This is a genomic window from Micromonospora sp. DT31, from assembly GCF_049841795.1.
GTDB lineage: Bacteria > Actinomycetota > Actinomycetes > Mycobacteriales > Micromonosporaceae > Micromonospora.
Genome location: NZ_JBNCKZ010000004.1, coordinates 48,814 through 74,583, shown reverse-complemented (window position 1 = coordinate 74,583; position 25,770 = coordinate 48,814). Strand labels below are relative to the sequence as shown.

Here is a 25,770-nt window from a genome sequence, read left to right as displayed (position 1 = left end):
GTGACCCGTTTCCGGATCACCGCCCGCCACGACGCGATGTGCCCCGACTCACGTGAGCCGGACGCGCGTCAGGTCAACGCCAGGTCACTTCATGGTGACCTTGGCGCCCTCACCCTCGAGCTTGGCCTTGGCCTTCTCGGCGGTCTCCTTGTTGGCCTTCTCCAGGACGGCCTTCGGCGCGGCCTCGACCAGGTCCTTGGCCTCCTTGAGGCCCAGGCCGGTCAGCTCACGCACGACCTTGATGACCTGGATCTTCTTGCCACCGTCGGCCTCGAGGATGACGTCGAACTCGTCCTTCTCCTCCTCGACCGGGGCGGCAGCGCCACCGGCGGCACCGCCGGCGGCGGCCATCGCGACCGGAGCGGCGGCGGTGACCTCGAAGGTCTCCTCGAACTGCTTCACGAACTCGGAGAGCTCGATCAGCGTCATCTCCTTGAACGCGTCGAGCAGCTCGTCGGTGCTGAGCTTCGCCATGTCTGGCGTCCTTTCTCGGTGTGAAAACTAAGAACGTGGGTGCGCCGCGGGGCCTCAGGCCGCCTCGGCGCCCTCCTTCTCGCGCTTGTCCTGCAGGGCTGCCGCCAGACGCGCGGTCTTGGCGAGCGGAGCCTGGAACAGGGCCGCGGCCTTGCTCAGGTTGCCCTTCATGGCGCCGGCCAGCTTCGCCAGCAGCACCTCGCGGGACTCCAGGTCGGCGAGCTTCGTGACCTCGGCCGCGGAAATGGCCTTGCCCTCGAAGACACCGCCCTTGATGACGAGCTTCGGGTTGGCCTTCGCGAAGTCGCGAAGCCCCTTCGCCGCCTCGACGACGTCGCCCGAAACGAAAGTCAGCGCGGTAGGACCGGTGAACAGCTCATCGAGCCCGGAGATGCCCGCATCGGCCGCGGCACGCTTGGCCAGCGTGTTCTTCGCGACCGTGTAGCTGGTCTCCTTGCCGAGCGTGCGTCGCAGCTGGGTGAGCTGCGAAACCGTGAGCCCGCGGTACTCGGTCAGCACGGTGGCTCCCGACGAGCGGAAGCTCTCGGTCAGCTCGGCGACGGCCGTGGCCTTGTCGGCCCGGATCGGCTTGTCCGCCATGTCCCTCCTCTCTCGTTGCTCGGAGCTGGTACGCCGGCGACGAGCCAAGGCTCGCGACGGCGGCGGAGGCGTCACGACAACGAGAAAAGCCCCGGCGCAGGGCGCGCGGGGCGAGGGGCCGGCGGCACGGGCACGGTCGGCGGACCGTGCGTGACACCGATTTTTCGCTTACCGCCCTGCGCGGGTCGCCCGTCGTCGCGGAGCCTTCGACCGTGCCGGAGCACGGTGACCAGCGGTCTCTGGGTGGAACTACCGGCCCAGGTTACGCGATGTGCGCCGCAGCACCAAATCGTCCCGGGTGCCGCGGGTCACCCCGGCTCAGGCACGCGTGCGCCGGGCCCAGGCGTAGCCGGTGAGCGCGACCACCGTCCAGAGCACCGCCCAGCCGGTGAGCAACAGTCCGGCGCCGACCGCCACCGGCCCGGTCACCGCCCGCGCGGTCGCCATCACCGGCGGGGCCAACCACGGCGCGACCGAACCGGAAAGCCCGAGCACCACGACGAGGACCGCACCGGTGACCAGCACGGCCACCCCGTAGCCGGCGCTGCGGGTCACCGCCCGGCTGGCCAGAGCGCCGAGCGCCACCGCCGCCGGCAGGGCGAGCAGGTGGGCCCAGAGCCCGAGCGCCACCCCGACGAGGACCGACCGCTCCCCCGGCCCGACGGCCGCGGTCACCCCGCCGAGCGGCCACGGCAGCACCAGCGCGACAAACACCACGACGAGCCCCGCCACCAGCGCCGCGAGCAGCCCGGCCGCCCGTTCCCGGGCCGGCCCGACCACCACCCGGGCCATCCGGCGCTGCACGTCGGGTTCCACGTCCAACAGGATCTTGGTCTGCCAGGCCAGCACCGGGAAGAGCACCACCGCAGAGACGCCGTAGGCGTCCGCCGGCTCCGCCCGGCCACCGCCGGAAAGGACGCCGAGCACGAGCAGGCCGGCCAGCACCGGCGCCAGCGCCCGGCCGGTACGCACGAAGCCGGTCAGCCGCAGCCGGGCCAGCGCGATCACCGGGTCACCTCCGGGGCCGCTCCGGGGCGGCCGGAGTCCCCGGCCTCGGCGCCGGCGTGGCCCGGCGAGCCGAGCCGAGCCTGGGCACCGGGCAGGGCGGTGTCGGACCGGGTGCCGGATGCGCCACCCGGGGCCTCTGCGGCGGACGCGCCCTCCAGGACTTCTAAGGCGGACGCACCGCTTGGGACCTCTGCGGCGGGCGCACCGCCCGGCCCACCGGCGGCGGACGGGCCGGCGGAGATCGGCTCCGAGGGCGTGGCGGGAGGCGCGACGGCGTGTTCGCGTACCCGAAGGATCTGGTGGCCGTCGGCGCGCAGGCGGGCGACGGCGGCGGCCAGGCCGGCGGCCGGCACCGCCAGCTCGACCACGGCGACGGCCGCGCCGCCCGACCTCGCCTCTTCGGTCACCGTGCCGTCGGTGACCGACAGGTGCCGGGCGCCGGGCAGCCGGACCGTCTCGCCCCGGTGGTCGCTGACCAGCACCGTGCCGCCGTCGGCCAGCACCTCGCCGATGATCTCGGGGACGGCCTCGCGGGCGCTCGCGTCCAGCCCCTCCCAGGGCTCGTCGAGCACCAGCAGGCCGGGCGGGCGCAGCAGCGCCTGTGCCAGGCCGACCTTCTGCGCGGTGCCCTTGGACAACCGCGGCAGGCGCACGTCGTGGAAGCGGGTCAGGCCCAGGCGCTCCACCCAGTGGCGCACCGCCCGGTCGGCGGCGGGACCGGGCAGACCGGCGGCGCGGCCCATCCCGGACAGGTAGGCCCCGACGGTGAACGGCTGGTCGGCGGGGAACCGCTCCGGCACCCAGCCGGTGGCCGCCGGACGGTCGGCGACCCGGCCCCGGCCCGGCCGCAGCACCCCGGCCGCGAGCTGGAGCAACGTGGACTTGCCCGCACCGTTGCGACCGAGCACGATCGCGACCTCGCCCGGGCCGATCGCGACGTCGACCTGCCGCAGCACCCACGGGCCGCGCCTGTGGTAGCGGAGCCAGACGCCGTCGAGCCTCATGCGTCCGAGAGTGGCACACCGGACGGACGAACGGGGCCCCGCCACCTGGTGGTGGCGGGGCCCCGTTCGGGAGGTGGTGTGCTCAGCTGTCGGCCGAGCCCTCCTGGATGTTCTTCACGACCTTCGGGTCGACCGGGACGCCCGGGCCCATGGTGGTGGTGAGGGTGACCTTCCTGAGGAAGGTGCCCTTGGCCGCGGACGGCTTGGCGCGCAGCACCTCGTCGAGCACCGCGGCGTAGTTGTCGACCAGCTGGGCCTCCGAGAAGGACGCCTTGCCGATGATCAGGTGCAGGTTGGAGTGCTTGTCCACCCGGAAGGTGATCTTGCCGCCCTTGATGTCCGAGACGGCCTTGGTGACGTCCATGGTCACGGTGCCGGTCTTCGGGTTCGGCATCAGACCGCGCGGGCCCAGGATCCGCGCGATCCGGCCGATCTTGGCCATCTGGTCGGGCGTGGCGATCGCCGCGTCGAAGTCCAGCCAACCGCCCTGGATCCGGGCGACCAGCTCATCGGTGCCCACCTCGTCCGCACCCGCGGCGACGGCCTCCTCGGCCTTCGCACCGGCGGCGAAGACGATCACGCGGGCGGTCTTACCGGTGCCGTGCGGCAGGTTGACCGTGCCGCGGACCATCTGGTCCGCCTTGCGGGGGTCGACGCCGAGGCGCATCGCGACCTCGACCGTGGCGTCGAACTTGACGTTCGTGGTCTCCTTGGCCAGCTTGACGGCCTCGACGGGGGTGTAGAGCTTCGACCGGTCGATGACGTCAGCGGCCTTGCGGTAGCTCTTGCTGCGCTGCATTTCTGGTGACTCCTGTGGTCTCTGGCGGGCCCGCGACGCGCGCGGCCCTCCCACGAACAGACAAGATCGGGTGGAACGGTGGAGCGAGATCAGTCGGCGACGGTCAGGCCCATCGACCGGGCGGTGCCGGCGATGATCTTCTCGGCCTGGTCGATGTCGTTGGCGTTGAGGTCAGCCATCTTCTTCTCGGCGATCTCGCGCAGCTGGGCGCGAGTCACCGAGCCGACCTTCTCCTTGTGCGGGACGCCCGAGCCCTTCTGCACACCGGCAGCCTTGATCAGCAGCCGGGCGGCGGGCGGGGTCTTCAGCACGAAGGTGAACGTGCGGTCCTCGTAGACGCTGATCTCAGCCGGGACGACGTCGCCCCGCTGGGACTCGGTCTGCGCGTTGTAGGACTTGCAGAACTCCATGATGTTCACGCCGTGCTGGCCGAGCGCGGGGCCGACCGGCGGCGCCGGCGTGGCCTGGCCCGCCGGCAACTGAAGCGTGAACGTCTTGACGAGCTTCTTCTTCGGAGGCATGTCTCTTCCTGGGGCTTGGAACCGGATTCTCGCCGCTCCGCGGGCGCGCACGGTCAGCGCGGTGCGGACAGCCGACGTTCTAGGGTAGCGCAGCCGTCCGCCGCGCTCCGCGCCGAGGTCCACGGGGCGATGAAACGGCGCACCGGCGGCCGTCCCGAAGGGCCGACCGCCGGTGCCGAGGTACGTCAGATCTTGGCGACCTGGTTGAAGTTCAGCTCTACCGGCGTCTCCCGGCCGAAGATCGACACCAGCACCTTGAGCTTCTGCTGGTCGGCGTTGATCTCACTGATCGTCGCCGGCAGCGAGGCGAACGCGCCGTCGGTGACGGTGACCGAGTCACCGACCTCGAAGTCGAGGACCTTGATTTCCGGCTTCGCCTTCTTCTGCTCGGTCTCGACCGCCGGGGCCAGCCACTTGAGCACCTCGTCGAGGCTCAACGGCGCCGGCCGGTCGGCCCGGTCGGTCGCGCCGACGAAGCCGGTGACCCCCGGCGTGTTCCGGACGCAGGAGTAGGACTCGGCGGTCAGCTCCATCCGGACCAGGATGTAACCCGGAAAGACCTTCGCCTGGACCTGCGACCGCTTGCCGTTCTTGACCTCGACCTCTTCCCGGGTCGGCACCTCGACCTGGTAGATGAACTCCTCCATGTCCAGGGAGGTGATCCGGGTCTCGAGGTTGGTCTTGACCTTGTTCTCGTAGCCGGCGTACGAGTGCACCACGTACCAGTCGCCGGGCGCGTACCGCAGCTTCTGGCGCAACTCGGCGACCGGGTCGAAGTCCTCCTCCGGAGCCGGCTCGGTGGCCGGGAACTCCGGCTCGCTGGCGGCCTCGACCGACTCGTTGTTGGCCGCCGTCGCCACCGAGGACTGCTCGTCCCGGGTCTCGGCGGTCTCGTCGTACTCAGGCACGCTCGCTCACTTCCGTCAGTATCACTGTCCGCAGGTCAGCTGGGGTCACCGAAGACCCACAGCACGGCCTTGGCGAAGCCAAAGTCCAGCCCGGCCACGATCGCCAGCATCACCGCGACGAAAACGACCACCACGGCCGTGTAGGTCAACAGCTCCTTGCGGGTCGGCCAGATGACCTTACGCAGCTCGGCCACGACCTCGCGGAAGAACCGCGCGATACGGGCGAACAGCCCGATCCGCTCGGTGTCCTTGCGGGTCTTGCGCCCCTCCGCCGGCTCCGCCTGGGCCCGCTTGCGGGTCGCGGTGCCGCCACGGGAGACCGGCTCCTCCGCGTCGGTGGCGTCGTCGTCGGCCACGTCGTCGTCGGCCACGTCGTCGACGATCGCGTCGTCGTTCAGACGCTCGTCGCCGTCGTCCTCGCCGCGCCGCTTCTTCTCGGCCACTTCGCCCTCCGTGCGGGGTGTCGGGTCGCACGCCGGGCGGCATGCGCGGCGTGTTGGTCACGCCGGCCGGACCAACCGTCCCGCGACGGGCCGCGGCCGGCGGGCCGGCCGGGAGGGCCCCGAACGCCTCGGAACCGCCCCACCGGGGCCACCACCACGGGCCGGACGCCGCCGGTGAAGGCGGCGCGACCCACGGGACGGTCAGGCCTGAGGCGCAGGGGTGACAGGACTTGAACCTGCAGCCTGCGGTTTTGGAGACCGCTGCTCTGCCAATTGAGCTACACCCCTGTGCGACAACTCACCTTCACCCGGACACGTGGTGTCGAGCGGAGGTCACTTGCCCCACGGCGGACCAGTGTACGGGTAGTCGTACGACTTTCCCAACCGGTCCGCCCCGCGCGCGTCGGGCGGACCCTCAGCCGGTCATCCGGACCAGCGCCCGGGCCTGCGAGAGCACTTTCTCGCCCCGGCACGTCGCGGTGATGTCGAGCCTGGTCAGGCCCGCGTCGGTGACCTCCTTGACCACCGCGGCCACCTCGATCTCGGTGCCCTCGTCGGTGTCCGGCACGACCACCGGGCGGGTGAAGCGGACACCGAAGTCGACCACCGCGTCCGGCGCGCCGGCCCAGGCGGCGACCGCCCGCCCCACCAGGGCCATGGTGAACATGCCGTGGGCGATGACCCCGGGCAGCCCCACGCCGGTGGCGGTCCGGTCGCTCCAGTGGATCGGGTTGAAGTCACCCGAGGCACCCGCGTAGCGGACCAGGTCCGCCCGGGTGACCCGGTACGTCTGGATGGGCAGTTCCATCTGCTCAGCCCTCCCCGCGCACGACGATCTTGGACCAGACGGAGACCACCGGTTCACCGTCCGCGTCACGCACGTCGGTGCGGGTGGTCAGGAACCCGTGCCCGCCCCGACTGGTGACCTCCTCGATGGTGCTCACACACACCAGCTCGTCCCCGGCGACCACCGGCCGGGTGTACGCGAACCGCTGGTCACCGTGGACCACCCGGCTGTAGTCGACGCCCAGCGTCGGGTCCTCGACGATCTGCCGGCTGGCCGCCATCGTGACCACCACCGGAAAGGTCGGCGGCGCCACCACGTCGGGATGGCCCAGCGCCCGGGCCGCCTCCGGATCGTGGTGAGCCGGGTCGGTCGCACCGACGGCGGTGGCGAACTCGCGGATCTTTTCTCGGCCCACCTGGTAGGGGGCGGTCGGCGGGTACGTCCGGCCGACGAAGGACGGGTCCAGAGACATGTCGCGAACCTACACGGAAACACGAACGCCGATCCGCCGGGTCAGGCGGCACGAAGGCCACCGACCGGGCGGATCGGCGTTCACGGAAGCTGCTGCGGGCCGGCTGCGCCGGACGTGGTCAGCGGGTCTCGCGGTGGGCGGTGTGCTTGCCGTCCCGGGGGCAGAACTTCTTCAGCTCGATGCGGTCCGGGTCGTTACGCCGGTTCTTGCGCGTGATGTAGTTGCGCTCCTTGCACTCCACACACGCCAAAGTGATCTTCGGCCGAACATCGGTCGCCTTCGCCACGGCGGAGTGCCTTCCTCGCTCACGGACAACAACTACAGCGTGTCAGCCTATGCACTGACGACGCAGACATGCAAAGTGGGCGCCTGTGGCGCCCGTCCCATCGACCACCGGGATGACCCGGAGGGCGAGAGTAGCGGTGGCCGGACTTGAACCGGCGACACAGCGATTATGAGCCGCTTGCTCTACCATCTGAGCTACACCGCCGTGGCGGGTCCAGCCGGACCCTCTGAGCCCCCTTACGGAATCGAACCGTAGACCTTCTCCTTACCATGGAGACGCTCTGCCGACTGAGCTAAGGGGGCTTGCCCGATCACCGCGGGGTGTCGCGCAGAGGAAACAGTACACGACCCCCCTCCCCGAGGTGAAATCGGATCCCCCCGGCGGGTGTCGCTCCTGCTCAGGGCACCACACGCAGCCGCGGAAGCTCCCCCGCGGCCACCGATTCCGGGTCGACCTGGGCGCCGAACCAGGCCTCCAGCCGCTCGTACGGCAGCGGGCGGCTGAACAGGAAGCCCTGGCCGATCTCGCAGCCGATGTCCTGCAACAGCTCCAGGGTCAGCTCGCTCTCCACGCCCTCGGCCACCACCGTCAGGCCGAACTGCTGGGAGAGCGTCACCACGGCGTTCACGATCGCCAGGTCACCCGGGTCCGTCGCCATCCCCTGCACGAACGACCGGTCCACCTTGACCTCGTGCACCGGCAGCCGGCGCAGCTGGGCCAGGGACGAGTTGCCCGTGCCGAAGTCGTCCACGGAGAGCCGGACACCGAGGTCACGCAGGCTACGAAGGGTCGGCATGGGGCGTTCCGTGCCGTCCAGGACACCGGCCTCGGTGATCTCCAGGGTCAGCCGCTGCGGCGGCACGCCGTACTCGTCCAACAGATCCCGCACCAGCGCCGGGAAATGCTGGTCGCCGAGCGTACGGGCGGCGAGGTTGACCGCGACGGAGAGCGGCTGCTCGCCGTGGCTCCAGTCGCGGCTGCGTCGCAGGCTCTCCCGGAGCACGAACTCGGTGAACCTACCCAACTGGCCGGTGTGCTCGGCCACCGCCACGAAGTCGTCCGGAGCGACCGTGCCGTGCGCCGGATGCTCCCACCGCGCCAGGCACTCCACGCCCACCAGGCGGCGGTCCCGCAACGTGACCTTGGGCTGGAAGTAGACCTCCAGCTCGCCCTCGTCCAGGGCCCGCCGCAGGTCACCGGCGAGACCGAGCCGGCGCAACGACCGGGATTCCAGCGCCGGGCTGTAGAGCTGCACGCTGCCCGGAACCGACTTGGCGGCGGTGGCGGCCAGGTCGACCTGTTGCAGCAACGTCACCGCGTCACTGCCGTGGTCGGGATGCACGGCCACTCCGACGACCGTGTCCACGTCCAGGGTGAGGGCGTCGAAGACCATCTCGTCGCGGATCTGCTCCCGGAGCTGGGCCGCCAGCTCCAGCGCCGCCTCGGCGCTCTCCAGCCGCAGCGTCACCAGGAACTCGTCACCGCCGGCCCGGCCGACCAACGCCGAGGAGGGCGCGCAGGCCCGCAGCCGCTGGGCCACCTCGGCCAGCACCTTGTCGCCGGCGGCGTGCCCCAGTGACTCGTTGACCTGGCGGAGCCGGTCGACGTCGAAGAGCAGCAGCGCCACCACCTCGCCGGGAGCGCGGATCTTGACCGCCTCGCCCACCGCCGCGATGAGCCGCCGCCGGTTGGGCAGCTTGGTCAGCGCGTCGTGTTCGGCGTCGTGCCGAAGCCGGTCGACCAGCCGGGAGTTCTCCAGAGCCACCCCGGCGTGCGCGGCGACCGTCTCCAGCAGCGGCACGTCGGTGCGGGTGAAGGAGTTGCTGGCACCGAGCCGGTTGGCCACCTCGAGCGTGCCGACGACCGCCTTGCCGGAGCGCAGCGGCACCACGATGACGTCCTTGACGCGCTGCTCGACGAGGGCGTTCCGCAGCTTTCCGTCAGCACCGGCACCCCGGCCGAGCACCAGCGTCCGCCCGTCGGCACGCACCTGCTCGCGCAGGGACGCCGGCGTAGGGGCCACGTCCAGCAGGCCGGAGTCCGCGATGCGTGCGGTCAGCAGCACCTCCGGATGCCGGCCCTGGGCGGGCAGCCACAGCGTCGCGTACTCGGCCTGCAGCAGCGCCCGGACCCGGCCCAGCAGGGCGTCGGCGAGCGTGCCGTCCTGGCCGCTGCCACTCACCGCCCGGCTCAGCTCGTACATGTCGGCGAGGGTGCGGTGCTGGCGGAAGAACTGCGCGTACGCGCGGTAGACCATCGCCAGCGCGGTGGTGAAGGCCGCCAGCAGGATCAGTGACCACCAGTCGGCGGTCACCAGGATCAGGATGATGAGACCGGCGACGATGTTGATGGCCGCGGAGAGCAGCGCCGACGGCGACTTGCGGAACGCGTCGCGGCCGGTCTGCCAGCCCTGCAACAGCGTGTACACCCCGGCCACCGAGGTGATGCTGACCACGTTGACCATGATCGCGGCGGTGAACAACGTCAGCCACGTGCGCGGGCCCACCCCCTCGACCGGGGGCAGGACCTGCAACACGAGCACGGCCAGCGAGGAGCCGGCCGCGGCACGGGCGACGTTGAACCAGAGCTTCGTCATACCCATCCGGTGCCACAGATGGGTGAGGACCGCCGCCCCGGTGTAGATCGCGATCACCGTCAGCGGACGGGTCAGATAGAAGGCCAGGACCAGGGGAATCTCGGTGATGGTCACACCGAGCGACTGCCGCCGTACGGTGAAGTTCAACACCGGCAGGCCGGCGGCGACCATGGCCACCAGCAGCAACAGCGCCAGCGGCCAGCCGCCGAACGGGTCGTCACTGATCAGACCGGTCACCGTCGAACAGACGACGGCGAAAAGGACCAGCGGTCCAGTGATCAGCCAGGCATGATCATTGGACCGCGCCCTTTTGGACGGCTGTGTGGACATGCCGACCCTTCCGTCAGTCAGCCTCGCCTGGCCCGGACGGGACGGTCATCCGTCAGCGAGTCGCAGGCATGTTCCAGATGACGTCGGCGGTCTGCATGTCGCCGAGCTCCGGCCCGACGCCGACGAGGGCGCCGCTCACTACTGCAGCAAGAACCAGCATTGAGCCAAGCAGCCGGCCCAGCCTTCGACCAGTCATGTTCGCTCTCCTGTCAGGGATGGGTCACCACGGGCGGTGGAGGTCTCACGATCGTGCCACAGGGCCCGCAGCCGGGAAAGCGGTGGGAGCAGCCCCGATCCGACCGTCGCGAAGGTTTCACCGATCGGCTCGCCGCCACGGGGACTCCTAGCCAGATCAGCGGGGTCAGGGGGTGCGAGCGCGTCCGTCCACTGCGCATTCCGACCTTCAGCCCGAACCGGCCCAGGTGTCCGAAAAGTCCGGTCAGGCCTCGCGCCGGACGTCAGTCGATCCGGCAGCCCGAGCTCCCTCAGGCATAGACCACCATACCTAAGTCTGACCCGAGCACCAGAGCGCTTCCCGCGCCCGATTGCCGACACCCGGCACCTCGCGCGGCGAGGCGGAACTCGGTCCTCTCACCGGGCCTGCGCTTCGACGGCGAACGCCGCCGCACTCGCCACCACCACGGCGGGCGCCCGACCGTCGCGGCGCGCCAGGGTGCCGGACGGTCGTCGGCGGGCTGCGGGCAGCTCGCCGACGACCTGTTCCCCCACCTGTCGCGGCCCGCAGGACCCCCTGACCACGACATGCTCGACGATCCGCTCAGCCGACTGGTCGCCCCTCGCAACGCCCGTCCCGGGCAGTCGCCGCGCTGGCCGGGACCGTCGTCGACACGATCAGCCCGACACTTCCCACAATGACGGCAGAGATCCGGGCGATACGCTTCCCAATTTTGCTCAACTGATCACTCCTAAATCGATCCGCGATGGTGCCTGCGAATGAGGTGATGGCCGGCGGTCACTTCCCCCGCAGCAGAGGCTCACTGCCGTCGAGGCCGGTCGAGCAGTGGAGCTAGCTGGCGCCCAGCCCATCCCGCCGGCATGCCCACACTGACGGACGACCCCACAGACGTCGAGAGATTCGAATTGAGTCGAATCCCAGGGCCGCGTCCGTCCACTCATCCGGGCTGCCGGGCGCTCCGCCTAGACGACACCGGTCGTCGATGCGATGACATCGACAAGATGCCCACATCTGTGATCGACTGAGCCGGATCAGCTTGGCACTTGTCTATACGGGGGACATCGGCATGAGCGCCTACGGCGACCCTGACGAACTGGACCGCCTCGCATCACGCATCGCGGCACGCGCCCAGGAAATCCGGGACTGGCGTGACCGTCACTCGCAGCGCGTCCAGGCGGCACACTGGGTGTCGACGGCGGCAGACGCGTACCGGAAGCGGGTGCACGACGACGGGGCGGAGCTCGGGCGGGTCGCCGACGACCTGGAGCGGGCGGCGGACCTGCTGCACGCGCACGCGCAGGAGGTCCGGGAGACCCTGGCGCGCATCGCCGCCATCGAACGGGCAGCCGCGGAGTGGTTCGAGCGCAAGGGACACGAACTCCTCAACCAGGCGGAGCAGGCCGTAGGCGCGCTGCGGCGGGCCATCACGGCACCGTGGGAGGGGTGGCCGTACCGACCGGGGACACTGCCGCCGTCCGGTGACCGGAAATGGCTGGACGTAGGCGATCTCCTCAAGTCGGCCGGTGCGCTCTGATGCCGACGGGGACCGTCGCCGCCCATCGACTCACGCTGACGGCGCCGGAGTGGTCGGTGCTGTGCGCGCTGACACAGACGCCGCAGCCGCCCGGCTTCGACACCGGCGAGGACGATGTCGACCCGGCACTCCGGCAGGAAGCAACGGATGCCCTGTCGGACAGGGGCGTACTTGTCGACGGTGAACGTCAGCCGGCTCCCCCGGTCGCGGCGAACCTCGCGATCCTCACCGGCGGGCCGATCGTCGTCGACATTGCGGTTTCCGTGCGTCGCCGCGGCCTACGGGCCCGATACGCGCTGCAGGGCCCACTCGGGGCCAGTGTGTTGACGCTTCCCGACGAGGCCGTGGAACTGTCGATGTTCCCCGCGGCGTCGATCGGCTGGGAACTGATCCGCGCCGTGCCGGACCCGACCGAGCTCGCCCGCGCGTCGGATCCCATCCGGCTGGCCCTGGCGGGGGCCGGCGCCCCACCGTCGGGACGGATCCCCCTCGAGGTCCTCGCGGAGTACGGGCCCGCCTGCCGGGTGGCCGGCAGCGACGGCGCGGCGGCCACCACAGACCGTTGGCAACTCACCGACGCCCAACGCCGGCTCGCTGCCCGGCTCGACAGCGAGGTGACGGGTGTCCTCCGCGCGGTGGTCACCGGGCGCGCCCGAGGCTCGGCTGCCGTAGCGCAGGTGATCTGGCTCGCCGCCGTCAGTGGCTGGCTCGCCACGCGACCCGTGACGGCGGCCGACGGCACCCGCGAAGTGGTGATCACCCCCGCGGAGAGAACCGGGTTCGCCGCCGCGGTGGCGCCCTACCTCGCTCAGCTCATCGGAGACGACAATGACTGACCCAGAACTCACGGTCACCGGCGGCGCCGGCGGTGTCGACGCCCGCTACGACGACCTCGGCATGCTGGCCACCCACAGTAGTGACGTGGCCGCCTTCCTGCTCTCGGCAAGCAAGGAAAGCCACGGGGCACTCGCCGACGCCGACGTGCTCGCGTCCGCTCTCCTCAATCCGGCCGGGGTGGCCCGCTTCGAAGCAGCCCTCCTGGCCGCCCTCGACGGGCCGCGTGGGTTGACCGCCCTCGCTGCCGGGTTCGGCACCCAGGCGGCCGCCCTACGCACCGCGGTCGCCGCCTACCGGGTCACCGACGAGGCGCAGGCCGAAGCGCTCGAGAGCCTGCGGTGGACGATCGGCAACATACTGGGCTCGCAGCCGCTGACGATCGTTCCCCTGCTGGCGGCGCTGGGTCTGCCGATCGCCGCCTACCAGCTGGCCGGCGGGGAGATCGACTGGGAACGGCTGATCACCGACCATCCCGGCATCGTCGACACCATCGTCGGCGTCGCCCCGGGCCTGGTCAACGGGCTCGGGATTCCCACGGAAGATGTGGCGGCCGCCGCCCGGCTGCTCGGCGCCTTCTATCCCGACGGCACTGGCGAGGTCGTCGACAGGGGCCTCGACATCGACCCGAGAACGGCGCAGCCACCCCAGGGCTTCGGGGATCTCATGCGTACCCTCGACTACCGCAACGGGCAGTCCCAGGCGAACCAGCCTGACCAGATCGACGTACGGCTCGTCCAGCACGCCGACGGCAGCAGCGGGTACATCGTCGACATCCCGGGCACGAAGGCGTGGGGACCGCCGGGCGAGTTCAGCCCGTTCCTGAACGACCTCGGCACCAACGTCCACGTCATGGGGGGCGAGACCACCGCACGCCAGGCGGCGATCGGGGAGGCACTGCGCCGGGCCGGGGCCGGGCCGGACGACCCGGTGATGCTGATCGGCCACAGCCAGGGCGGGATGGTCGCCGCGCAGGCCGCCCACGACACCGGCAACGGCAACTTCGACTTCAACGTCACCCACGTCGTCACCGCCGGCTCCCCCATCGGCATGACCGACGTCCCGGACAACGTGCAGGTGCTGTCGCTGGAGAACTCGCACGACATCGTGCCGCACCTCGATGCCGCGGACAACCGGGACCGGGCGAACCACACCACCGTCACGTTCGATTCGCAGACCGGAAGCATCGGCAACAACCACGGCACGAACACGGTCTACACGCCAGCGGCAGACGCTCTGGACCGCAGCGACGACCCGTCGGTCGCCGCCTATCGGAACAGCGCCGGCGCGTTCTTCGGCAGCCCGGGGAGCACCGTGCAGACTAAGGTCTACGAGCTGACCCGAGTTCCCTGACCGAGCGAGCGAAGTGAGTGCTGCAGGTGGCCGGTAGAGATCGCCTCTTGACGACTGTTGTCGCCTGCCTCGCCGGGCTGGCTCTCACGCTCACTCTCGCCGGGTGCCAGCTCGTCGGCTCCGAGCCTGCGAAACGCGAGGAAGACATGACCCCGATCGCCGCCCAGATCCAGTCGGAACTCGCCGCGGAGCCCGAGGTGACGGCGGCCAAGGTCATCTACCAGAACAACCTGAACGCGCCCGGCCTGGTGTCGGTCAGCGTGACCGCCAAGGCCGGCGCGGAGGTGGACCGCCTGGCCGACGTCGCCGGCAAACTGGTGTGGCAGAGCAGGCTGACGCCCGTCTCGTCGATCTCCATCGGTGTCGCGGACCCGGCGGACCCGGCCCGGGGGCAGGCACGTGACTACAACCTCGTGTCCGGAGACGACAAGGCCCGGCTCGAACAGAAGTGGGGCCCCCGCCCCGTCAAATAGGGCACGGGGCGGCAGTCGACCCGCATCCCCGCCACGTCGTCCCGCCGCGGCCCTGGCCCGGCAGGTTCTCCGCCCCATCCTCTGTCCCACCATTTGCGGTCCGGCGCCGTCACACCAGGTCCCCGGCTACCGCCTTTCGAGCTGATAGCGGATTCGACTCACCGCACCGTGCCCGCCGGAGTCGGGCGTGCGCTTGACTTACTTAGCTCCATGGCTAACTATTGGCCGCATGGCTAACGAAGTTGATGCGACGCTGGCCGCCCTCGCCGATCCCACCCGGCGCCGCATCGTGGAGTTGCTGCACGAACGGCCGCACCGCGCGGGTGAGCTGGTAGCCACCTTCCAGAGCAGCGCCCCCACCATCAGCCGACACCTGCGGGTCCTGCGCCACAGCGGACTGGTGGCCGAGCACGGCCTGGCGGACGACGCCCGGGTGCGCGTCTATCAGCTGCAGCCGGAACCGTTCATCGCCCTGAGTGCCTGGCTGGACCAGGTGCAGGCGTTCTGGACCGATCAGCTTGGCGCCTTCAAGGAGCACGCCGAGCGTACGAGGAAGGCAACGAAAACATGAGCACAACCACGACGGCCACCGCCAGCATCGAGGTGGCGGTGGACCCCGAGACCGCCTTCGCCGTCTTCACCGACGACATCGGTACGTGGTGGAAGCGCGGAACCCCGTACTGGAACGACGCCGAACGCGGTCAGGAACTGCGCTTCGAGCCCCGGGCCGGCGGTCGCCTCCACGAGGTCCACGACCCGCGCAGCGGTGCGGGCTTCGAGATCGGCCGGGTGGTGGCCTGGGAACCCGGCCGACGCCTCGCGTTCACCTGGCGGCAGGCCGACTGGGCAACCGACGAGACCACCGACGTCGACATCCGCTTCGAGCCCGTAGGACAGGGCACCCGGGTGACGGTCGAGCACAGTGGCTGGGACCGCGTCCGCTCCGCCACCGCCGGATCGGCCGACGGCCACGGCCGCGGCTGGACCGAACTCCTGGACTTCTACGCCACGTCGGCCGCAGCGCGATGACGTCCGCCCCACTCGCCGCCCGCCTCCCGACCACCGTCAGATCAGCCGGGTACGCCGCCTTCCTGCTCGACGGCGACGACAACCGGCCTGCGGACGACTGGACGGAGGTCGGGACGAACACCTGACAGGATCCGTAGTTCCCGCTCCCCAGCCGGATCCGCCGGGCAGCACCCGGCTGGGGGGTGGTGCCTACTGAGCCGGAGGCGACGGCATATCCGGCGGGCAGTCCTTCGTGTGGTAGGTGAACTGGGCGCCCTCACGGTCAGACCAGAACACCTCGAAGCGGGGGCAGGTGGTCACCGTGGCGCCTTCGACAAACACGCCGTCAGACGACGTGCGGGTGAGCGCAACGTCGACCCAGCCGACCACCGCGCCCGGCTCGGCCATGCCCGGCTGCTCCAGCAGCCCAACACCTGGTCGTTCGACCTTGCCAGGCGCCCGCGTAGGTAGCGCACCGATCCGTCGCCCAGCTCAGTGCGGCTGATCGCGGCGACCTCCGCGTCGCGGACATAGCGGTCCGCATCCCCCACCGCAAAGCTCCTGGCCTCCCGTCGCCCCTGCTCGGGCGGGTCAGCGCAACCGGCGAGGGTGAGTACGGCGGCAGCCGCCACCAAAGCCCGGACAGACTCGGCCCGCCGGCCGTCCGTGCGAGCGGACCCCGTGTCGGTTCACGACAACGAGGGAGTCGACACACTCCGATGTCGCGCTGATGGCTTGTCCCTTGAGCAAGGAGACACCCGTCGGACGCGAAGCAGGACCGTGGCGCCCGCCCGGCGGATCGGGCCGACAGTTCTCGATCTTCCTGCGAGCGCGGCGCATCGCGGCCCAAGGCCGCTTCGGCATACTCGTCAGCGCAGGACGGCCGCCACGACCTTGTGCACACATCTTCGACCGGCGGCTCGTCGCCGCGGTGCTCGGTGAACAGCAGCTGCGCGGCACCGATCAGGGTCGGCGCCAGCACATGCACGTCCGCCTCGGCGGCGACCCGACCACGGTCACGCTCGGCTGCCAGATAGCCGGCCACCGCGGCGACCGCTTCGCCCGCCACGGGGAACCGGGCGGTGCCGGCCACCCGCAGGCGGTTGCGCAGCTCGTCGCGGGCGATGATGAGCACGACGATCGCGGACATGACCGGCTCGAAGAGTTCGAACATCGCGTTGGTGAGGTTGCCGGCAACAGTCCCGGTCCCGGCCGCATCGCGCAGCGCGGCACCTTGCGCCTCGACCCGATGCGCTCGAGCACCAGATCGACCAGGAACGCGTCAAAGTCGGCGAAGTGCCGGTGCAACACGCCCTTGGCGACTCCGGCCTCGTCGGTGACCGCTCGGCTGGTCAGCGCGGCGACGCCGCCGCGGGTGAGCACCCGCGTGGCCGCGTCGAACAACTGCTGGCGCGGGTCGCGCGATGAACTGCTCGAACTCATCCCGACATCCGGCGGCCTCGCGAGCATGCCACCTGACAAGCTCGCCGAGATCCTGTCGACGGTCGCCGCCGCGGTCGAGGGCGGTGTCACCCTCACCTATGCCACCTGGTGTCTAACGGCTGTCCGCAGGTCACCCACCGACGCCGGACGCCAGCCCGACGCCGTTCAGCTGGGCGTGGGCAGGGCTGATCAAAGGGTGTGTTGATCAGGAAGTGGCGGGTAGAGGATTCGAACCTCTGAAGCTTGAGCGGGCGGCACCGAGTTCAGGTCAGGATGACGGGGTTGGTGAGCGCCGCCATGTGGCCACCCGGGTGGCGTATCTCGACGCGGACGAACGCCGAGTCAGCCGCGCTGGTGCGCCATTCCACGACACCGGAGCCGCTGCTGGGCAGGGATTCGCGGTGCACCATGCCTCGGTCGGTGTGGACGCTGATGGTCCCGGATGGCACTTCGCGCACGTTTATCCGTACCAGAGCCTGTTCCCCGCGGGTCTTCAGCCGCTCGCCGATCCCCGCGCTACCGTCCTCGGCGGAGGCGGTGAGCGACAGCTCAATCTTTGCCGAATCGGCGATCCAGCTGCGCCCGGCCCGGATACCGGCGAGGACGGCCTCAGTGCTTAGCTCCTCGGCCAGCACGACGGTGTGCGGAATGCCGATCTGGTCATCCAGATGCGTGTCGCTGTTGCCTATGGCCGGCCGCCACTGCCCACGGTGGATGTCGGCAGCCAGGCTACGACCCCATTCGGCCAGTGCCGCCTCATTGTCAGCGTTCCAGGGCAGGTCGGAACTCCACAGCCCGTTCCACACCTCTACTACGTCGAATCCTTGGAACGGATACATGAAGGCGCCAGTCGGATACGGCGCGTGCGGGTGAGCCGCTACGCACAATCCGCCGACTTGACGTACCTGGTCCAGATGCCGGTCGATCACGTCCTCGCGGATGCCGTATCGCCAATCGACCACCTGCCCCGGGTCGAGCCCGAGCGCGAGCCAGTGCCCGGTCCGGGTGGTGACCTCCTGGCCCAGAATCACCAGCAGGTCGTCACCGGCGAGTGGACCCCAGACGCCATGGGTGTCGGATGCGTTGTGCTCGGTGATGGCGATGAAGTCAAGCCTGGACTTACGGGCACCGGCCGCGAGCTGCTCCGGCGTCAACTCGCCACCGTTCGAGCGCGACGAATGCACATGGCAGTCACCTCGGTACCAGCCGCGTCCCCGACCAGGCAACCGCCTCGGCGGGAACTGCGACTGCGAGGCCCACTCCAGTACGTCCTCATCGGTAGCCATCTCGGCAGGGTACTCAGTGGGGGACTGTGAACCACTAGCTGGCTTGGGAGCCAAATGCGGGAGCCTTGAGCCTTCACCAGAGCCACGGAAAGCGCCTCCTCGTGCCCGCTACATGCCCGATGGACCGGACAACCGGGGACGGCCAAGCTCAACATGGGCCGGAGACGACAACGGCCCCTGATCAGCATCTCTGCTGGTCAGGGGCCGCATCTGCACCTGGTGGCGGGTAGAGGATTCGAACCTCTGAAGCTTTCGCGACGGATTTACAGTCCGCTCCCATTGGCCGCTCGGGCAACCCGCCAGGGCACGCCACCGCGTCGCAACGCGGCAGCGGAAGCAAGGATAGCGGTTGCCACCGGCACTTCCGCAACCGGGTACCGTCAGGGAGTCCCACGCTGGTCAGCGCGGGACGGACCAGGACAGACCGCCGGACAGCAGGAGCATCAGCATGGCAGCGAACCCGTCCTTCGACATCGTGAGCAAGGTTGACCGGCAGGAGGTCGACAACGCCGTCCGCCAGTCGGAGAAGGAGCTCTCGACGCGGTTCGACTTCCGGGGCACCGGCGCGGAGATCGCCTGGTCGGGTGAGGAGGCGATCAGCATCCAGGCGGAGACCGAGGAGCGGGTACGGGCCGCGTTGGAGGTCTTCAAGGAGAAGCTGATCAAGCGGAACATCTCGTTGAAGTCGCTGGACGCGGGCGACCCGCGGCAGTCGGGCAAGATCTTCAAGATCGACGCCAAGGTGATCCAGGGCATCGACTCGGATAAGGCCAAGGCGATCAGCAAGAAGATCCGCGACGAGGGCCCGAAGGGCGTGCAGGCGCAGATCCAGGGCGACCAGCTTCGCGTCACGGGTAAGAAGAAGGACGACCTCCAGGCGGTCATCGCGCTGCTCAAGGGTGAGGACTTCGGCGTGGCGCTCCAGTTCAACAACTATCGGTAGGGTGCCTCAGCCCCGCAGGTCGCGGTGACCGGATGGGGAGCCCCGCCCTTCGTCGTGCGGCGGCTCCCCCGCGACCGTGACACCTACCGGCGACCCGGGTCGCCCGAACTGGCGGCTTCATGACCACCATCGCCTGGCCCGACCGCAGGGCGGACGTCGTCGCCGCCCTGTCCGTCCTCGCCGCCCTCCGGCCGCACGCCCGGACGTCGTGGCCCGGCCTGACCGAGGCGGTGCACTGGCTCGTCGACGACACCTTCTGGGACCAGCGTTCACCCGTCGCCGACATCGGCACCATCCTCGGCGACGCCGACGAGGCCGACGCGATCACCGCGACACTCGAACCGTTGTCGGCCGTGCTCGACGAACTCGGGCCCACCGCGGCCGACGACGACTACCTCACGCACCCCCGGTGGCGCGAGGTCGCCCACGCCGCGGCCGACGCTCGCCACCTCCTGACCGCCGGTACGCCGGAACACCGCCCAGGCCGCCCCGGCCACCGCGCGGGCGGCGGCGACCCGGACTCCACGCTGGACCTCGGGAAGTGACCCGGCCGCCCGGCGGGGGCCGTCTTTCTGCCCGGAGACGACTTTCCTTCTGCCCTGAGGCGACTTCCTTGGGTCGCGGGCATCGTCTGGGGTCAGGTGGACGACATGACGCCCGCGATGTTCCTCCCCTACCGGCCGGTGCTCGCCCAACCGGTGCTGCGCCGGCTGCTGCCCGGACTCGCGGTTTCCGCTCTCGGTGACGGTCTCGCCCTGGTCGCGGTGACGTGGCTGGCGCTGCAACTCGCGCCACCCGGGCAGCGCGGCACGTGGACGGCGTTCGCGGTGGCGGCGTACACGTTGCCGGGCGCGACCGGGACGATGCTGCTGGGTCGCCGGCTGGGTGGGCGCGGCGGTGCCCAGATCGCCGGGTGGAACGCCACGGTCCGGGCGGCGGCGTTGGGCGCGATTCCGGTCGCCCACCTCGTCGGGGTGTTGGACGCCGGCCTCTACGTGGCGCTGCTGGCGGTGTCCTCGCTGCTGCACCCGTTGGGGTCGGCCGGACGGTTCACGCTCGTGGCCGAGCTGCTGCCGCAGCGGGACCGCCTGGCGGCGAACGCGCTGCTCGGCGTACTCGGTCAGGCGGCGACGATCGTCGGGCCGCCGCTGGCCGGCCTGCTCATCGCCGGGATCGGCCCGGTGTGGGTGATCGCGATCGACGCGGCCAGCTTCGGTGTCCTGGCCGTCAGCCTCCGTCTCGCCGTACCGGCGTCCGCGCGCCGGGGCGCGACGGCGGGTGCCGGGCCGTCGCGCGCCTCCGGCCTGCGGCTCATCGGCCGGGACCGGACCCTGCTCGGCCTGCTGGCGCTGACCTGCGGGTTCTACGTCCTCTTCGGGCCGTTCTACGTGGCCATGCCGGTGTACGTCACCGACGACCTGCACGCCTCGGCGGCGACGCTCGGCGCCTACTACACGGCGTTCGGTGTCGGCTCGCTGCTCGGCGGTCTGGTCACCGGTCACCTGCGCGGCTGGTCGCCCCGCGGCACGCTGGTCGGTGTCGTCGCCGCGTTTGGCGTCGCGTTGCTGCCGCTCGGGGTGGGCGCGCCGGTCGCCGTCTCCCTCCCGGCGTTCGCGCTCGCCGGGCTCGTCTGGGCTCCCTACGCGCCGACCGCGGCGGCGCTGCTCCAACGTCGGGCCGACCCCGCCGACCTGCCCCGCGTGCTGGCCGCCAACGGGGCGGTCACCGTGCTGGCGGTGCCGCTGGGCACCATGGCCGGCGGGCCGGCGACCGCCGTACTCGGGGCACGGCCCACGCTGCTGGCGTGCGCGGTGGGGATGCTCACGCTGGGCCTGCTGGCCGCCGCGCTCACCGCGCGACGCGGGCGGGCCCGGTCGCGGCCGGCCGCGGGACTCGGCCCGGTGCGGTCAGGCGGCGAGGGACTGCTCGACGCGTACCGCCGCCGCCTCCGCCCGGGCGATCGGCCCGGCGGGCAGCGCGGCGACCATGGCCCCGACGCCGACCGCCAGCCCGGCGAAGACGAATGCCCAGGGCACGCCGCCGGCGTGGTCGATGATCAGTCCGGCGACCGCGCCGCCGGCGGCGCTCGCCGCGATCGACATGGTCACCACCCAGTTGTACGCCTCGTTCAGCATGCCGGCCGGGGCGATCCGCCCGACCAGGGTGTTCTCCAGGGTGAGGGCGGGGGCGATGGCGGCGCCGCCGAGCACCAGCGCCACACCGAGCGGGACCGGGCCGGGCATCACCGCGAACACGGCGAAGCTGGCCGCGACGGTGCCGAGCAGCCAGGCGAACTGGCGGGTCATGTTGGCGGCCGGCTTGCGTACGCCGAACCAGAAGCCGCCGACGGCGCTGCCGACGCCCCAGACGGCGAGCAGCACCCCGGCCAGGCTCTCCGGGTCGGCGGCGCCGCTGTTCCCGGCGAAGGCGGGGACGATCACGCCGGAGGCGCCGAAGGCGATGCCGAGGCTCGCCACGCAGAGCAGCAGCGCGGGGAAGCCGCCGAGCCGCAGCGGGCCGAGCCCGCGGGCGTGGTGCTCGCGCGGATGCGGGCGCCAGCCGCGCATGACCGGGCCGAGGGCGACCGTGCCGGTGCCGACGAGGGTGACCACCGCGGCGCCGATCAGCGCGGCGGAGGCGTCGGCGAGCAGCACGAAGCCGGCGACGAGCAGGGGGCCGATCACGAAGACGACCTCGAACAGGGTGGTCTCGGCGGCGAGGGCGGTGTTGCGCAGGCGCGACCGGCCGCTGGCGGGCGAGGTGAGGTCGTTCCAGGCGCCCCGGATCGCGGCGGTGAGCGGCGGATAGGTGGCGCCGGCCACGCCCGCGGCCAGGTAGATCAGGGGGAGGCTGCCGCCGTCGGAGCGGGTGGCGGCGAGCAGCCCGATCAGGGCCAGCGGGTGGGTCAGCGCGGTGGCGAGCAGGACGGGGGGCGGCCCGACCCGGTCGGCGATCCGGCCGGCGATCGGGCTGAGCGCCGCGCCGGAGAGCGCGTAGATGCCGCCGGCCACGGCGGCCAGGGAGTACCGGCCGGTGACCTGCTCGACGACGAGCAGCAGCGCCAGCGGCGTCATGCCGATCCCGAGCCGGCCGATGATGCCGAAGACCAGCAGCATCGGCGCGCCGGGGATCCGCCAGACGCCCAGGTACTGGCGCAGTGCGGCCACGGTGTGCACCTCCGGGAAGACAGGTAACGAGTGAGTCCGCCTCCGACCCTAACGCCCCAGCTCATCGGGGCTGCGGTCGAGTCGGTCACATCCGACCGCCGCGCAGGGGCTGCCGTACCCGCGGCGAGCCGGTAGGTTCGGTGATCGAACGGAGTCCATGCCTGCGGCGCGCGATCGCCGCGAACGGAGGTCGGATGAGCGGCACGGCTGTCGCGCCGTTGCGGGTGGAGATCTACTCGGTGTACGGCGACACCCGGCCCGCCGAGTCCGCGTCCGCCACCCTGCGAGGTTCGCTGCCGGTCCGGGCGGTCCAGCAATGTCCGCCGGTGGCGGCCGGTTCCGGTCTCGGTTGGTACGTCTACCCACCTGCCGACGTGGCCCTGCGCTGGGACGGCCACGACACCGAGTGGAGCCTGCTCCAGGAGAACGAGCCGGCCGGCTGGCGGTCGTTGGCCGGCGGATACGACGGCACGTTGCCGCAGGCGTCGGCCCAACTCGCGGATCTGCCGGAGCGGTTCCGGGACGGCCTGGACATCTTCGACCGCTACGACGGCAGCATGCCGTTCATCGACGCGGACCCGCGCGCCCCACACACCATCGAGATGGTCACCGGGGTCGTCGCGCGTACCTCGCCGGGCTGGTGCCTGTTGGCGCGCGGCGTACCGAACTGGCCGGCGCAGCGCGGTCTGCAACTCTACGAGGGTGTGGTGGAGACCGACTGGTACACGTCGTTCCTGCCGACCATCCTGCGCCTCACCGAGCCGGGCCACGTGGTCCGGCTCTACCGGCACATCCCCCTGATGTGCCTGCAGCCGGTGCACCGGTCGACGCTCGCGGCGGTCCGGAACGCCGAACTGGTCACCGGGCAGGGCATCGCGGCGTGGCCGGACGACCTGTGGCAGGACCTGGTGGCGCTGCGCCGCCGGCGGCAGGACCCGGAGGTCCGGAGCAGCTACCGGCGCGAGCAGGCCCGCCGACTGCGGGAGCAGGCCGACTATCAACCGGTGGGCGTCGAGGAAACGGACCCGTCGGACCGATGACCGACACCGCGACGCCCGCGCCCGGCTACCGGGCGCTCTTCCGGCACCCGGTGGCGGCGCGGCTGCTGATCGCCCGGGGGGTCTCCGAGCTGGGTGACTTCGTCGGGCTGGCGGCCCTGCTGCTGCTCGCCTACGACCAGACCAACTCGGTGCTCGGCCCGGCCGCCGTGTACGCCGCCCGGACGGTGCCCGCCCTGCTGGTCGCGACCGTGTTCAGCGGCTGGCTGGACGTGCCGGCCCGGCGCACCATGCTGGTCGGGCTCTCACTGGCCGGCGCGGTGCTCATCGCCGTACCGGCGGTGGCACCCTGGCCACTGCCGGCGATCGTGGCGGCGGGGCTGCTCGGCGCGGTCCGGGCCGCGTACGCGAGTGTGCACGTGGCGATCACGGCCGAGGCGGTGGAGGCGCCGCTGCGGCTGCCGCTGTTCGGTCTCTCCGCCTTCGCCAACCAGAGCGGCCAGGTCATCGGCCTGCTCGCCGGGGCGGGCGTGACGGTGGCGCTCGGCCCCCGGGTGGCGCTCGTGATCGATCTGGTGTCGTTCCTGATCGCGGCTGTGGTCCTCGCCGGCCTGCCGGTGGTCCGGCAGGAGAATCGGGGCCCGCGACCGCCCGCCACGGCGGGCGTGCGGATCATCGCCGCGCATCCGGTCCTGCGCGGGGTGGCGCTGCTGACCCTGGCCACCGTCCTGTCCGGCGGGCTGCCGGAGACGCTCGCCCCGGATCTGGCCGCCGGGGCGTGGCGGCCGGTCGTGCTGGCCGCGTCGTCGTTAGGCGGTGCGGTGTTCGTGCTGGCGGTCGGGCGTCGGGGCTGGTTGGCGCGGGTGTCCGGCCAGGTGGTGGCCGCGGTCATGCTGGGCGCGGCGCTGCTGCTCGCCGGCCTGCTGGTGGCGGTCGACGCCCCGCCGTGGGCGCTGGCCGTGGCGAACGCGCTGATCGGGGCCGGCGGCGGCTGGCTGATCGGGGCCCAGGCGACGTTCGCGCGGTTGGCGCCGCGGGAGCGGATGGGGCAGGTGGAGGCGACGATCGTGGCCGGCAACATCGTGCTCTCCGGGGTCGGGGTCTTCCTGCTCAGCGGCGTGGCCGTGCTGCTCGGCCCGGCGGCGGCCTACCTGGCGGCGGGGCTGGTGCTGCTCGTCGTGGTGCTGCTCTCCCGGCCGGACCGGCTACCCGAACCGGCCTGACCGGACCGGCTGCCCGAAACCGGCGTGACCGGCCGGAGGGCCCGCCCGGGAAGGCCCGGCCGCAGGCACGGCACCGCTCGCGTCCGGGTGGGACGCGGGCGGCGCGGGACGGACTGTCAGCGCTGGAACTGCACCGGCCCAGAGTTGCGGGCCATCTCCTCCAGGCGGGCCACCCGCTGCTCCATCGGCGGGTGGGTGGCGAACATCGCGGCGATGCCGCCGCCCCGCTTGAACGGGTTGTCGATCATCAGGTGGGCGGTGCTGGCGAGCTGGCCCTGCGGTGCCAGCGGGCGCATCTGCGTACCCATGTGGATCTTCCGGAGGGCGCTGGCCAGGGCCAGCGGGTCCCGGGTCAGCTCGGCGCCGGACCGGTCGGCCTGGAACTCCCGGCTGCGGCTGATCGCGAGCTGGATCACGGTGGCCGCGATCGGGCCGAGGATCAGTGTGAGCAGCAGCACCGCCGGGTTCGGGCCATCCTCGTCGTCGGAGGAGCCCAACGGGATGAACCACGCCAGGTTGGCCAGCATGGTGATGATGCCGGCCAGGCCGGCGGCGACGCTGGAGATCAGGATGTCCCGGTTGTAGACGTGCGACAGCTCGTGGCCGATCACGCCGCGCAGCTCCCGGTAGTCGAGGATCTGCAGGATGCCCTGGGTGACGCAGACCGCCGCGTGCTCCGGGTTCCGCCCGGTGGCGAACGCGTTGGGCTGCGCAGTGGGGCTCACGTACAGCCGGGGCATCGGCTTACCGGCCTGGGTGGCGAGTTCCCGCACCATCGCGTACAGCTCGGGGAACTCTGCCTCGGTGACCGGTTGCGCCTTCATCGAGCGCAACGCGAGCTTGTCGGAGTAGAAGTAGGTCACACCGTTCATCAGCAACGAGACGACGACGGCGATGACGAGACCGCCGCTCCCGCCGAACCAGTAGCCGACCGCCAGGATCAGCGAGGTCAGCAGGCCCAGCAGCGCTGCGGTCTTGAGACGGTTGTGATGCACGAATCGCTCCTTCGGTGCGCGGGCCGACGCGGGGACCGCTGACCGGTTCAACACACCGGTACCCGTCAACCATCCGGCTCATGGCTGAG

General features: G+C 71.3%; 29 protein-coding genes, 4 tRNA genes and 1 pseudogene. 12 read left to right on the top strand and 22 right to left on the bottom strand.

Annotated features, from left to right (window positions below; all coding sequences use genetic code 11):
• Positions 1–84: 84 nt before the first annotated feature.
• The 16 genes from rplL to ACLQ2X_RS08720 all read right to left on the bottom strand — a co-directional run bounded on the left by rplL (position 85) and on the right by ACLQ2X_RS08720 (position 10,957).
• On the bottom strand, positions 85–474 hold the full coding sequence (gene rplL / locus ACLQ2X_RS08795; RefSeq protein WP_425680479.1) for a 50S ribosomal protein L7/L12: 390 nt from the start codon (positions 472–474) through the stop codon (positions 85–87).
• A gap of 54 nt (positions 475–528) precedes the next feature.
• Positions 529–1,074 carry a 50S ribosomal protein L10 gene (gene rplJ / locus ACLQ2X_RS08790; RefSeq protein WP_425680478.1) on the bottom strand — a complete coding sequence of 182 codons (546 nt, stop codon included), beginning with the start codon at positions 1,072–1,074 and terminating at the stop codon, positions 529–531.
• A 318-nt stretch (positions 1,075–1,392) separates the two neighbouring features.
• Positions 1,393–2,082 carry a hypothetical protein gene (locus tag ACLQ2X_RS08785; RefSeq protein WP_425680477.1) on the bottom strand — a complete coding sequence of 230 codons (690 nt, stop codon included), beginning with the start codon at positions 2,080–2,082 and terminating at the stop codon, positions 1,393–1,395.
• Positions 2,079–3,086 (bottom strand): ATP-binding cassette domain-containing protein, encoded by a 1,008-nt coding sequence (locus ACLQ2X_RS08780; RefSeq protein WP_425680476.1) that lies wholly within the window; start codon positions 3,084–3,086, stop codon positions 2,079–2,081. Before ACLQ2X_RS08780 ends, ACLQ2X_RS08785 begins: the two co-directional genes overlap by 4 nt.
• Before the next feature lie 82 nt (positions 3,087–3,168).
• Positions 3,169–3,885: a 50S ribosomal protein L1 gene (gene rplA, locus ACLQ2X_RS08775; protein WP_425680475.1), complete on the bottom strand. Its 717-nt coding sequence runs from the start codon at positions 3,883–3,885 to the stop codon at positions 3,169–3,171.
• A gap of 89 nt (positions 3,886–3,974) precedes the next feature.
• Positions 3,975–4,406 carry a 50S ribosomal protein L11 gene (gene rplK, locus ACLQ2X_RS08770; RefSeq protein ID WP_091065740.1) on the bottom strand — a complete coding sequence of 144 codons (432 nt, stop codon included), beginning with the start codon at positions 4,404–4,406 and terminating at the stop codon, positions 3,975–3,977.
• Positions 4,407–4,591: 185 nt separating this feature from the next.
• Positions 4,592–5,314 carry a transcription termination/antitermination protein NusG gene (gene nusG, locus ACLQ2X_RS08765; protein WP_425680474.1) on the bottom strand — a complete coding sequence of 241 codons (723 nt, stop codon included), beginning with the start codon at positions 5,312–5,314 and terminating at the stop codon, positions 4,592–4,594.
• A 35-nt stretch (positions 5,315–5,349) separates the two neighbouring features.
• Positions 5,350–5,757 carry a preprotein translocase subunit SecE gene (secE, locus tag ACLQ2X_RS08760; RefSeq protein ID WP_425680473.1) on the bottom strand — a complete coding sequence of 136 codons (408 nt, stop codon included), beginning with the start codon at positions 5,755–5,757 and terminating at the stop codon, positions 5,350–5,352.
• Between the two features lie 215 nt (positions 5,758–5,972).
• Positions 5,973–6,045: transfer RNA gene (locus tag ACLQ2X_RS08755), tRNA-Trp, on the bottom strand.
• 127 nt (positions 6,046–6,172) lie between these two features.
• Positions 6,173–6,565 (bottom strand): MaoC family dehydratase, encoded by a 393-nt coding sequence (locus ACLQ2X_RS08750; RefSeq protein WP_425680472.1) that lies wholly within the window; start codon positions 6,563–6,565, stop codon positions 6,173–6,175.
• A gap of 4 nt (positions 6,566–6,569) precedes the next feature.
• Entirely contained in the window at positions 6,570–7,016 is a 447-nt protein-coding gene (locus tag ACLQ2X_RS08745) for an FAS1-like dehydratase domain-containing protein (protein WP_425680471.1), read from the bottom strand.
• Positions 7,017–7,134: 118 nt separating this feature from the next.
• Positions 7,135–7,302 carry a 50S ribosomal protein L33 gene (rpmG, locus tag ACLQ2X_RS08740; RefSeq protein WP_091242082.1) on the bottom strand — a complete coding sequence of 56 codons (168 nt, stop codon included), beginning with the start codon at positions 7,300–7,302 and terminating at the stop codon, positions 7,135–7,137.
• 131 nt (positions 7,303–7,433) lie between these two features.
• Positions 7,434–7,506: transfer RNA gene (locus ACLQ2X_RS08735), tRNA-Met, on the bottom strand.
• Between the two features lie 25 nt (positions 7,507–7,531).
• Positions 7,532–7,604: transfer RNA gene (locus tag ACLQ2X_RS08730), tRNA-Thr, on the bottom strand.
• Between the two features lie 95 nt (positions 7,605–7,699).
• Positions 7,700–10,228, bottom strand: a complete 2,529-nt coding sequence (locus ACLQ2X_RS08725; RefSeq protein ID WP_425680470.1) for a putative bifunctional diguanylate cyclase/phosphodiesterase — start codon at positions 10,226–10,228, stop codon at positions 7,700–7,702.
• Between the two features lie 591 nt (positions 10,229–10,819).
• Positions 10,820–10,957: a hypothetical protein gene (locus ACLQ2X_RS08720; RefSeq protein ID WP_425680469.1), complete on the bottom strand. Its 138-nt coding sequence runs from the start codon at positions 10,955–10,957 to the stop codon at positions 10,820–10,822.
• A 533-nt stretch (positions 10,958–11,490) separates the two neighbouring features.
• On the opposite strand from ACLQ2X_RS08720, the gene ACLQ2X_RS08715 reads away from it, so the two are divergent.
• The 7 genes from ACLQ2X_RS08715 to ACLQ2X_RS08685 all read left to right on the top strand — a co-directional run bounded on the left by ACLQ2X_RS08715 (position 11,491) and on the right by ACLQ2X_RS08685 (position 15,772).
• Positions 11,491–11,958 carry a WXG100 family type VII secretion target gene (locus ACLQ2X_RS08715; RefSeq protein ID WP_425680468.1) on the top strand — a complete coding sequence of 156 codons (468 nt, stop codon included), beginning with the start codon at positions 11,491–11,493 and terminating at the stop codon, positions 11,956–11,958.
• Positions 11,958–12,794: a hypothetical protein gene (locus tag ACLQ2X_RS08710; RefSeq protein WP_425680467.1), complete on the top strand. Its 837-nt coding sequence runs from the start codon at positions 11,958–11,960 to the stop codon at positions 12,792–12,794. The genes ACLQ2X_RS08715 and ACLQ2X_RS08710 overlap by 1 nt, the downstream gene beginning before the upstream one ends.
• Entirely contained in the window at positions 12,787–14,145 is a 1,359-nt protein-coding gene (locus ACLQ2X_RS08705; RefSeq protein WP_425680466.1) for an esterase/lipase family protein, read from the top strand. The genes ACLQ2X_RS08710 and ACLQ2X_RS08705 overlap by 8 nt, the downstream gene beginning before the upstream one ends.
• 17 nt (positions 14,146–14,162) lie before the next feature.
• Positions 14,163–14,618 carry a hypothetical protein gene (locus tag ACLQ2X_RS08700; RefSeq protein ID WP_425680465.1) on the top strand — a complete coding sequence of 152 codons (456 nt, stop codon included), beginning with the start codon at positions 14,163–14,165 and terminating at the stop codon, positions 14,616–14,618.
• Positions 14,619–14,847: 229 nt separating this feature from the next.
• Positions 14,848–15,189, top strand: a complete 342-nt coding sequence (locus ACLQ2X_RS08695) for an ArsR/SmtB family transcription factor (RefSeq protein ID WP_425680464.1) — start codon at positions 14,848–14,850, stop codon at positions 15,187–15,189.
• A complete protein-coding gene (locus ACLQ2X_RS08690) occupies positions 15,186–15,647 on the top strand; it encodes an SRPBCC domain-containing protein (protein WP_425680463.1) in 462 nt (153 codons plus the stop codon). The genes ACLQ2X_RS08695 and ACLQ2X_RS08690 overlap by 4 nt, the downstream gene beginning before the upstream one ends.
• Positions 15,644–15,772 carry a hypothetical protein gene (locus ACLQ2X_RS08685; RefSeq protein ID WP_425680462.1) on the top strand — a complete coding sequence of 43 codons (129 nt, stop codon included), beginning with the start codon at positions 15,644–15,646 and terminating at the stop codon, positions 15,770–15,772. The genes ACLQ2X_RS08690 and ACLQ2X_RS08685 overlap by 4 nt, the downstream gene beginning before the upstream one ends.
• Positions 15,773–15,836: 64 nt before the next feature.
• On the opposite strand, the gene ACLQ2X_RS08680 is transcribed toward ACLQ2X_RS08685, so the two are convergent.
• The 4 genes from ACLQ2X_RS08680 to ACLQ2X_RS08665 form a co-directional block, all read right to left on the bottom strand.
• Positions 15,837–16,034: a hypothetical protein gene (locus tag ACLQ2X_RS08680; protein WP_425680461.1), complete on the bottom strand. Its 198-nt coding sequence runs from the start codon at positions 16,032–16,034 to the stop codon at positions 15,837–15,839.
• A gap of 555 nt (positions 16,035–16,589) precedes the next feature.
• The gene (locus ACLQ2X_RS08675) at positions 16,590–17,069 is read right to left on the bottom strand and encodes a TetR/AcrR family transcriptional regulator (RefSeq protein WP_425680737.1); all 480 of its coding nucleotides are present in this window, start codon (positions 17,067–17,069) and stop codon (positions 16,590–16,592) included.
• A 263-nt stretch (positions 17,070–17,332) separates the two neighbouring features.
• A complete protein-coding gene (locus ACLQ2X_RS08670) occupies positions 17,333–18,355 on the bottom strand; it encodes a CehA/McbA family metallohydrolase (RefSeq protein WP_425680460.1) in 1,023 nt (340 codons plus the stop codon).
• A 217-nt stretch (positions 18,356–18,572) separates the two neighbouring features.
• Positions 18,573–18,656 (bottom strand) — tRNA-Tyr (locus ACLQ2X_RS08665).
• A 147-nt stretch (positions 18,657–18,803) separates the two neighbouring features.
• Here ACLQ2X_RS08665 and ACLQ2X_RS08660 point away from each other — a divergent pair.
• The 3 genes and pseudogenes from ACLQ2X_RS08660 to ACLQ2X_RS08650 form a co-directional block, all read left to right on the top strand.
• On the top strand, positions 18,804–19,298 hold the full coding sequence (locus ACLQ2X_RS08660) for a YajQ family cyclic di-GMP-binding protein (protein WP_425680459.1): 495 nt from the start codon (positions 18,804–18,806) through the stop codon (positions 19,296–19,298).
• 119 nt (positions 19,299–19,417) lie between these two features.
• Complete coding sequence (locus ACLQ2X_RS08655; protein WP_425680458.1) at positions 19,418–19,843, top strand: SCO4402 family protein; 426 nt, start codon at positions 19,418–19,420, stop codon at positions 19,841–19,843.
• Positions 19,844–19,948: 105 nt separating this feature from the next.
• A pseudogene (locus tag ACLQ2X_RS08650) lies at positions 19,949–21,164 on the top strand (MFS transporter); the annotation flags it as partial.
• 41 nt (positions 21,165–21,205) lie between these two features.
• On the opposite strand, the gene ACLQ2X_RS08645 reads toward ACLQ2X_RS08650, so the two are convergent.
• Positions 21,206–22,465, bottom strand: coding sequence for an MFS transporter (locus ACLQ2X_RS08645; protein ID WP_425680457.1), 1,260 nt, complete (start codon positions 22,463–22,465; stop codon positions 21,206–21,208).
• 194 nt (positions 22,466–22,659) lie between these two features.
• On the opposite strand from ACLQ2X_RS08645, the gene ACLQ2X_RS08640 reads away from it, so the two are divergent.
• Positions 22,660–23,505 (top strand): DUF6065 family protein, encoded by an 846-nt coding sequence (locus tag ACLQ2X_RS08640; RefSeq protein ID WP_425680456.1) that lies wholly within the window; start codon positions 22,660–22,662, stop codon positions 23,503–23,505.
• On the top strand, positions 23,502–24,686 hold the full coding sequence (locus ACLQ2X_RS08635) for an MFS transporter (RefSeq protein WP_425680455.1): 1,185 nt from the start codon (positions 23,502–23,504) through the stop codon (positions 24,684–24,686). Before ACLQ2X_RS08640 ends, ACLQ2X_RS08635 begins: the two co-directional genes overlap by 4 nt.
• Positions 24,687–24,802: 116 nt before the next feature.
• On the opposite strand, the gene htpX is transcribed toward ACLQ2X_RS08635, so the two are convergent.
• Entirely contained in the window at positions 24,803–25,681 is an 879-nt protein-coding gene (htpX, locus tag ACLQ2X_RS08630; protein WP_425680454.1) for a zinc metalloprotease HtpX, read from the bottom strand.
• Between the last annotated feature and the right edge of the window lie 89 nt (positions 25,682–25,770).

What these genes read in the sequence shown, in the direction of transcription:
- ACLQ2X_RS08685 (WP_425680462.1), top strand. Translation starts at nt 15,644, where the DNA reads ATGACGTCCGCCCCACTCGCCGCCCGCCTCCCGACCACCGTCAGATCA.
- ACLQ2X_RS08655 (WP_425680458.1), top strand. Translation starts at nt 19,418, where the DNA reads ATGACCACCATCGCCTGGCCCGACCGCAGGGCGGACGTCGTCGCCGCC.
- rplK (WP_091065740.1), bottom strand. Translation starts at nt 4,406, where the DNA reads ATGCCTCCGAAGAAGAAGCTCGTCAAGACGTTCACGCTTCAGTTGCCG.
- ACLQ2X_RS08780 (WP_425680476.1), bottom strand. Translation starts at nt 3,086, where the DNA reads ATGAGGCTCGACGGCGTCTGGCTCCGCTACCACAGGCGCGGCCCGTGG.
- ACLQ2X_RS08710 (WP_425680467.1), top strand. Translation starts at nt 11,958, where the DNA reads ATGCCGACGGGGACCGTCGCCGCCCATCGACTCACGCTGACGGCGCCG.
- ACLQ2X_RS08670 (WP_425680460.1), bottom strand. Translation starts at nt 18,355, where the DNA reads ATGGCTACCGATGAGGACGTACTGGAGTGGGCCTCGCAGTCGCAGTTC.
- ACLQ2X_RS08705 (WP_425680466.1), top strand. Translation starts at nt 12,787, where the DNA reads ATGACTGACCCAGAACTCACGGTCACCGGCGGCGCCGGCGGTGTCGAC.
- ACLQ2X_RS08660 (WP_425680459.1), top strand. Translation starts at nt 18,804, where the DNA reads ATGGCAGCGAACCCGTCCTTCGACATCGTGAGCAAGGTTGACCGGCAG.
- rplJ (WP_425680478.1), bottom strand. Translation starts at nt 1,074, where the DNA reads ATGGCGGACAAGCCGATCCGGGCCGACAAGGCCACGGCCGTCGCCGAG.
- ACLQ2X_RS08750 (WP_425680472.1), bottom strand. Translation starts at nt 6,565, where the DNA reads ATGGAACTGCCCATCCAGACGTACCGGGTCACCCGGGCGGACCTGGTC.
- ACLQ2X_RS08640 (WP_425680456.1), top strand. Translation starts at nt 22,660, where the DNA reads ATGAGCGGCACGGCTGTCGCGCCGTTGCGGGTGGAGATCTACTCGGTG.
- ACLQ2X_RS08725 (WP_425680470.1), bottom strand. Translation starts at nt 10,228, where the DNA reads ATGTCCACACAGCCGTCCAAAAGGGCGCGGTCCAATGATCATGCCTGG.
- ACLQ2X_RS08715 (WP_425680468.1), top strand. Translation starts at nt 11,491, where the DNA reads ATGAGCGCCTACGGCGACCCTGACGAACTGGACCGCCTCGCATCACGC.
- ACLQ2X_RS08695 (WP_425680464.1), top strand. Translation starts at nt 14,848, where the DNA reads ATGGCTAACGAAGTTGATGCGACGCTGGCCGCCCTCGCCGATCCCACC.
- ACLQ2X_RS08680 (WP_425680461.1), bottom strand. Translation starts at nt 16,034, where the DNA reads ATGGCCGAGCCGGGCGCGGTGGTCGGCTGGGTCGACGTTGCGCTCACC.
- rplL (WP_425680479.1), bottom strand. Translation starts at nt 474, where the DNA reads ATGGCGAAGCTCAGCACCGACGAGCTGCTCGACGCGTTCAAGGAGATG.
- ACLQ2X_RS08690 (WP_425680463.1), top strand. Translation starts at nt 15,186, where the DNA reads ATGAGCACAACCACGACGGCCACCGCCAGCATCGAGGTGGCGGTGGAC.
- ACLQ2X_RS08675 (WP_425680737.1), bottom strand. Translation starts at nt 17,069, where the DNA reads ATGAGTTCGAGCAGTTCATCGCGCGACCCGCGCCAGCAGTTGTTCGAC.
- ACLQ2X_RS08635 (WP_425680455.1), top strand. Translation starts at nt 23,502, where the DNA reads ATGACCGACACCGCGACGCCCGCGCCCGGCTACCGGGCGCTCTTCCGG.
- ACLQ2X_RS08745 (WP_425680471.1), bottom strand. Translation starts at nt 7,016, where the DNA reads ATGTCTCTGGACCCGTCCTTCGTCGGCCGGACGTACCCGCCGACCGCC.
- rplA (WP_425680475.1), bottom strand. Translation starts at nt 3,885, where the DNA reads ATGCAGCGCAGCAAGAGCTACCGCAAGGCCGCTGACGTCATCGACCGG.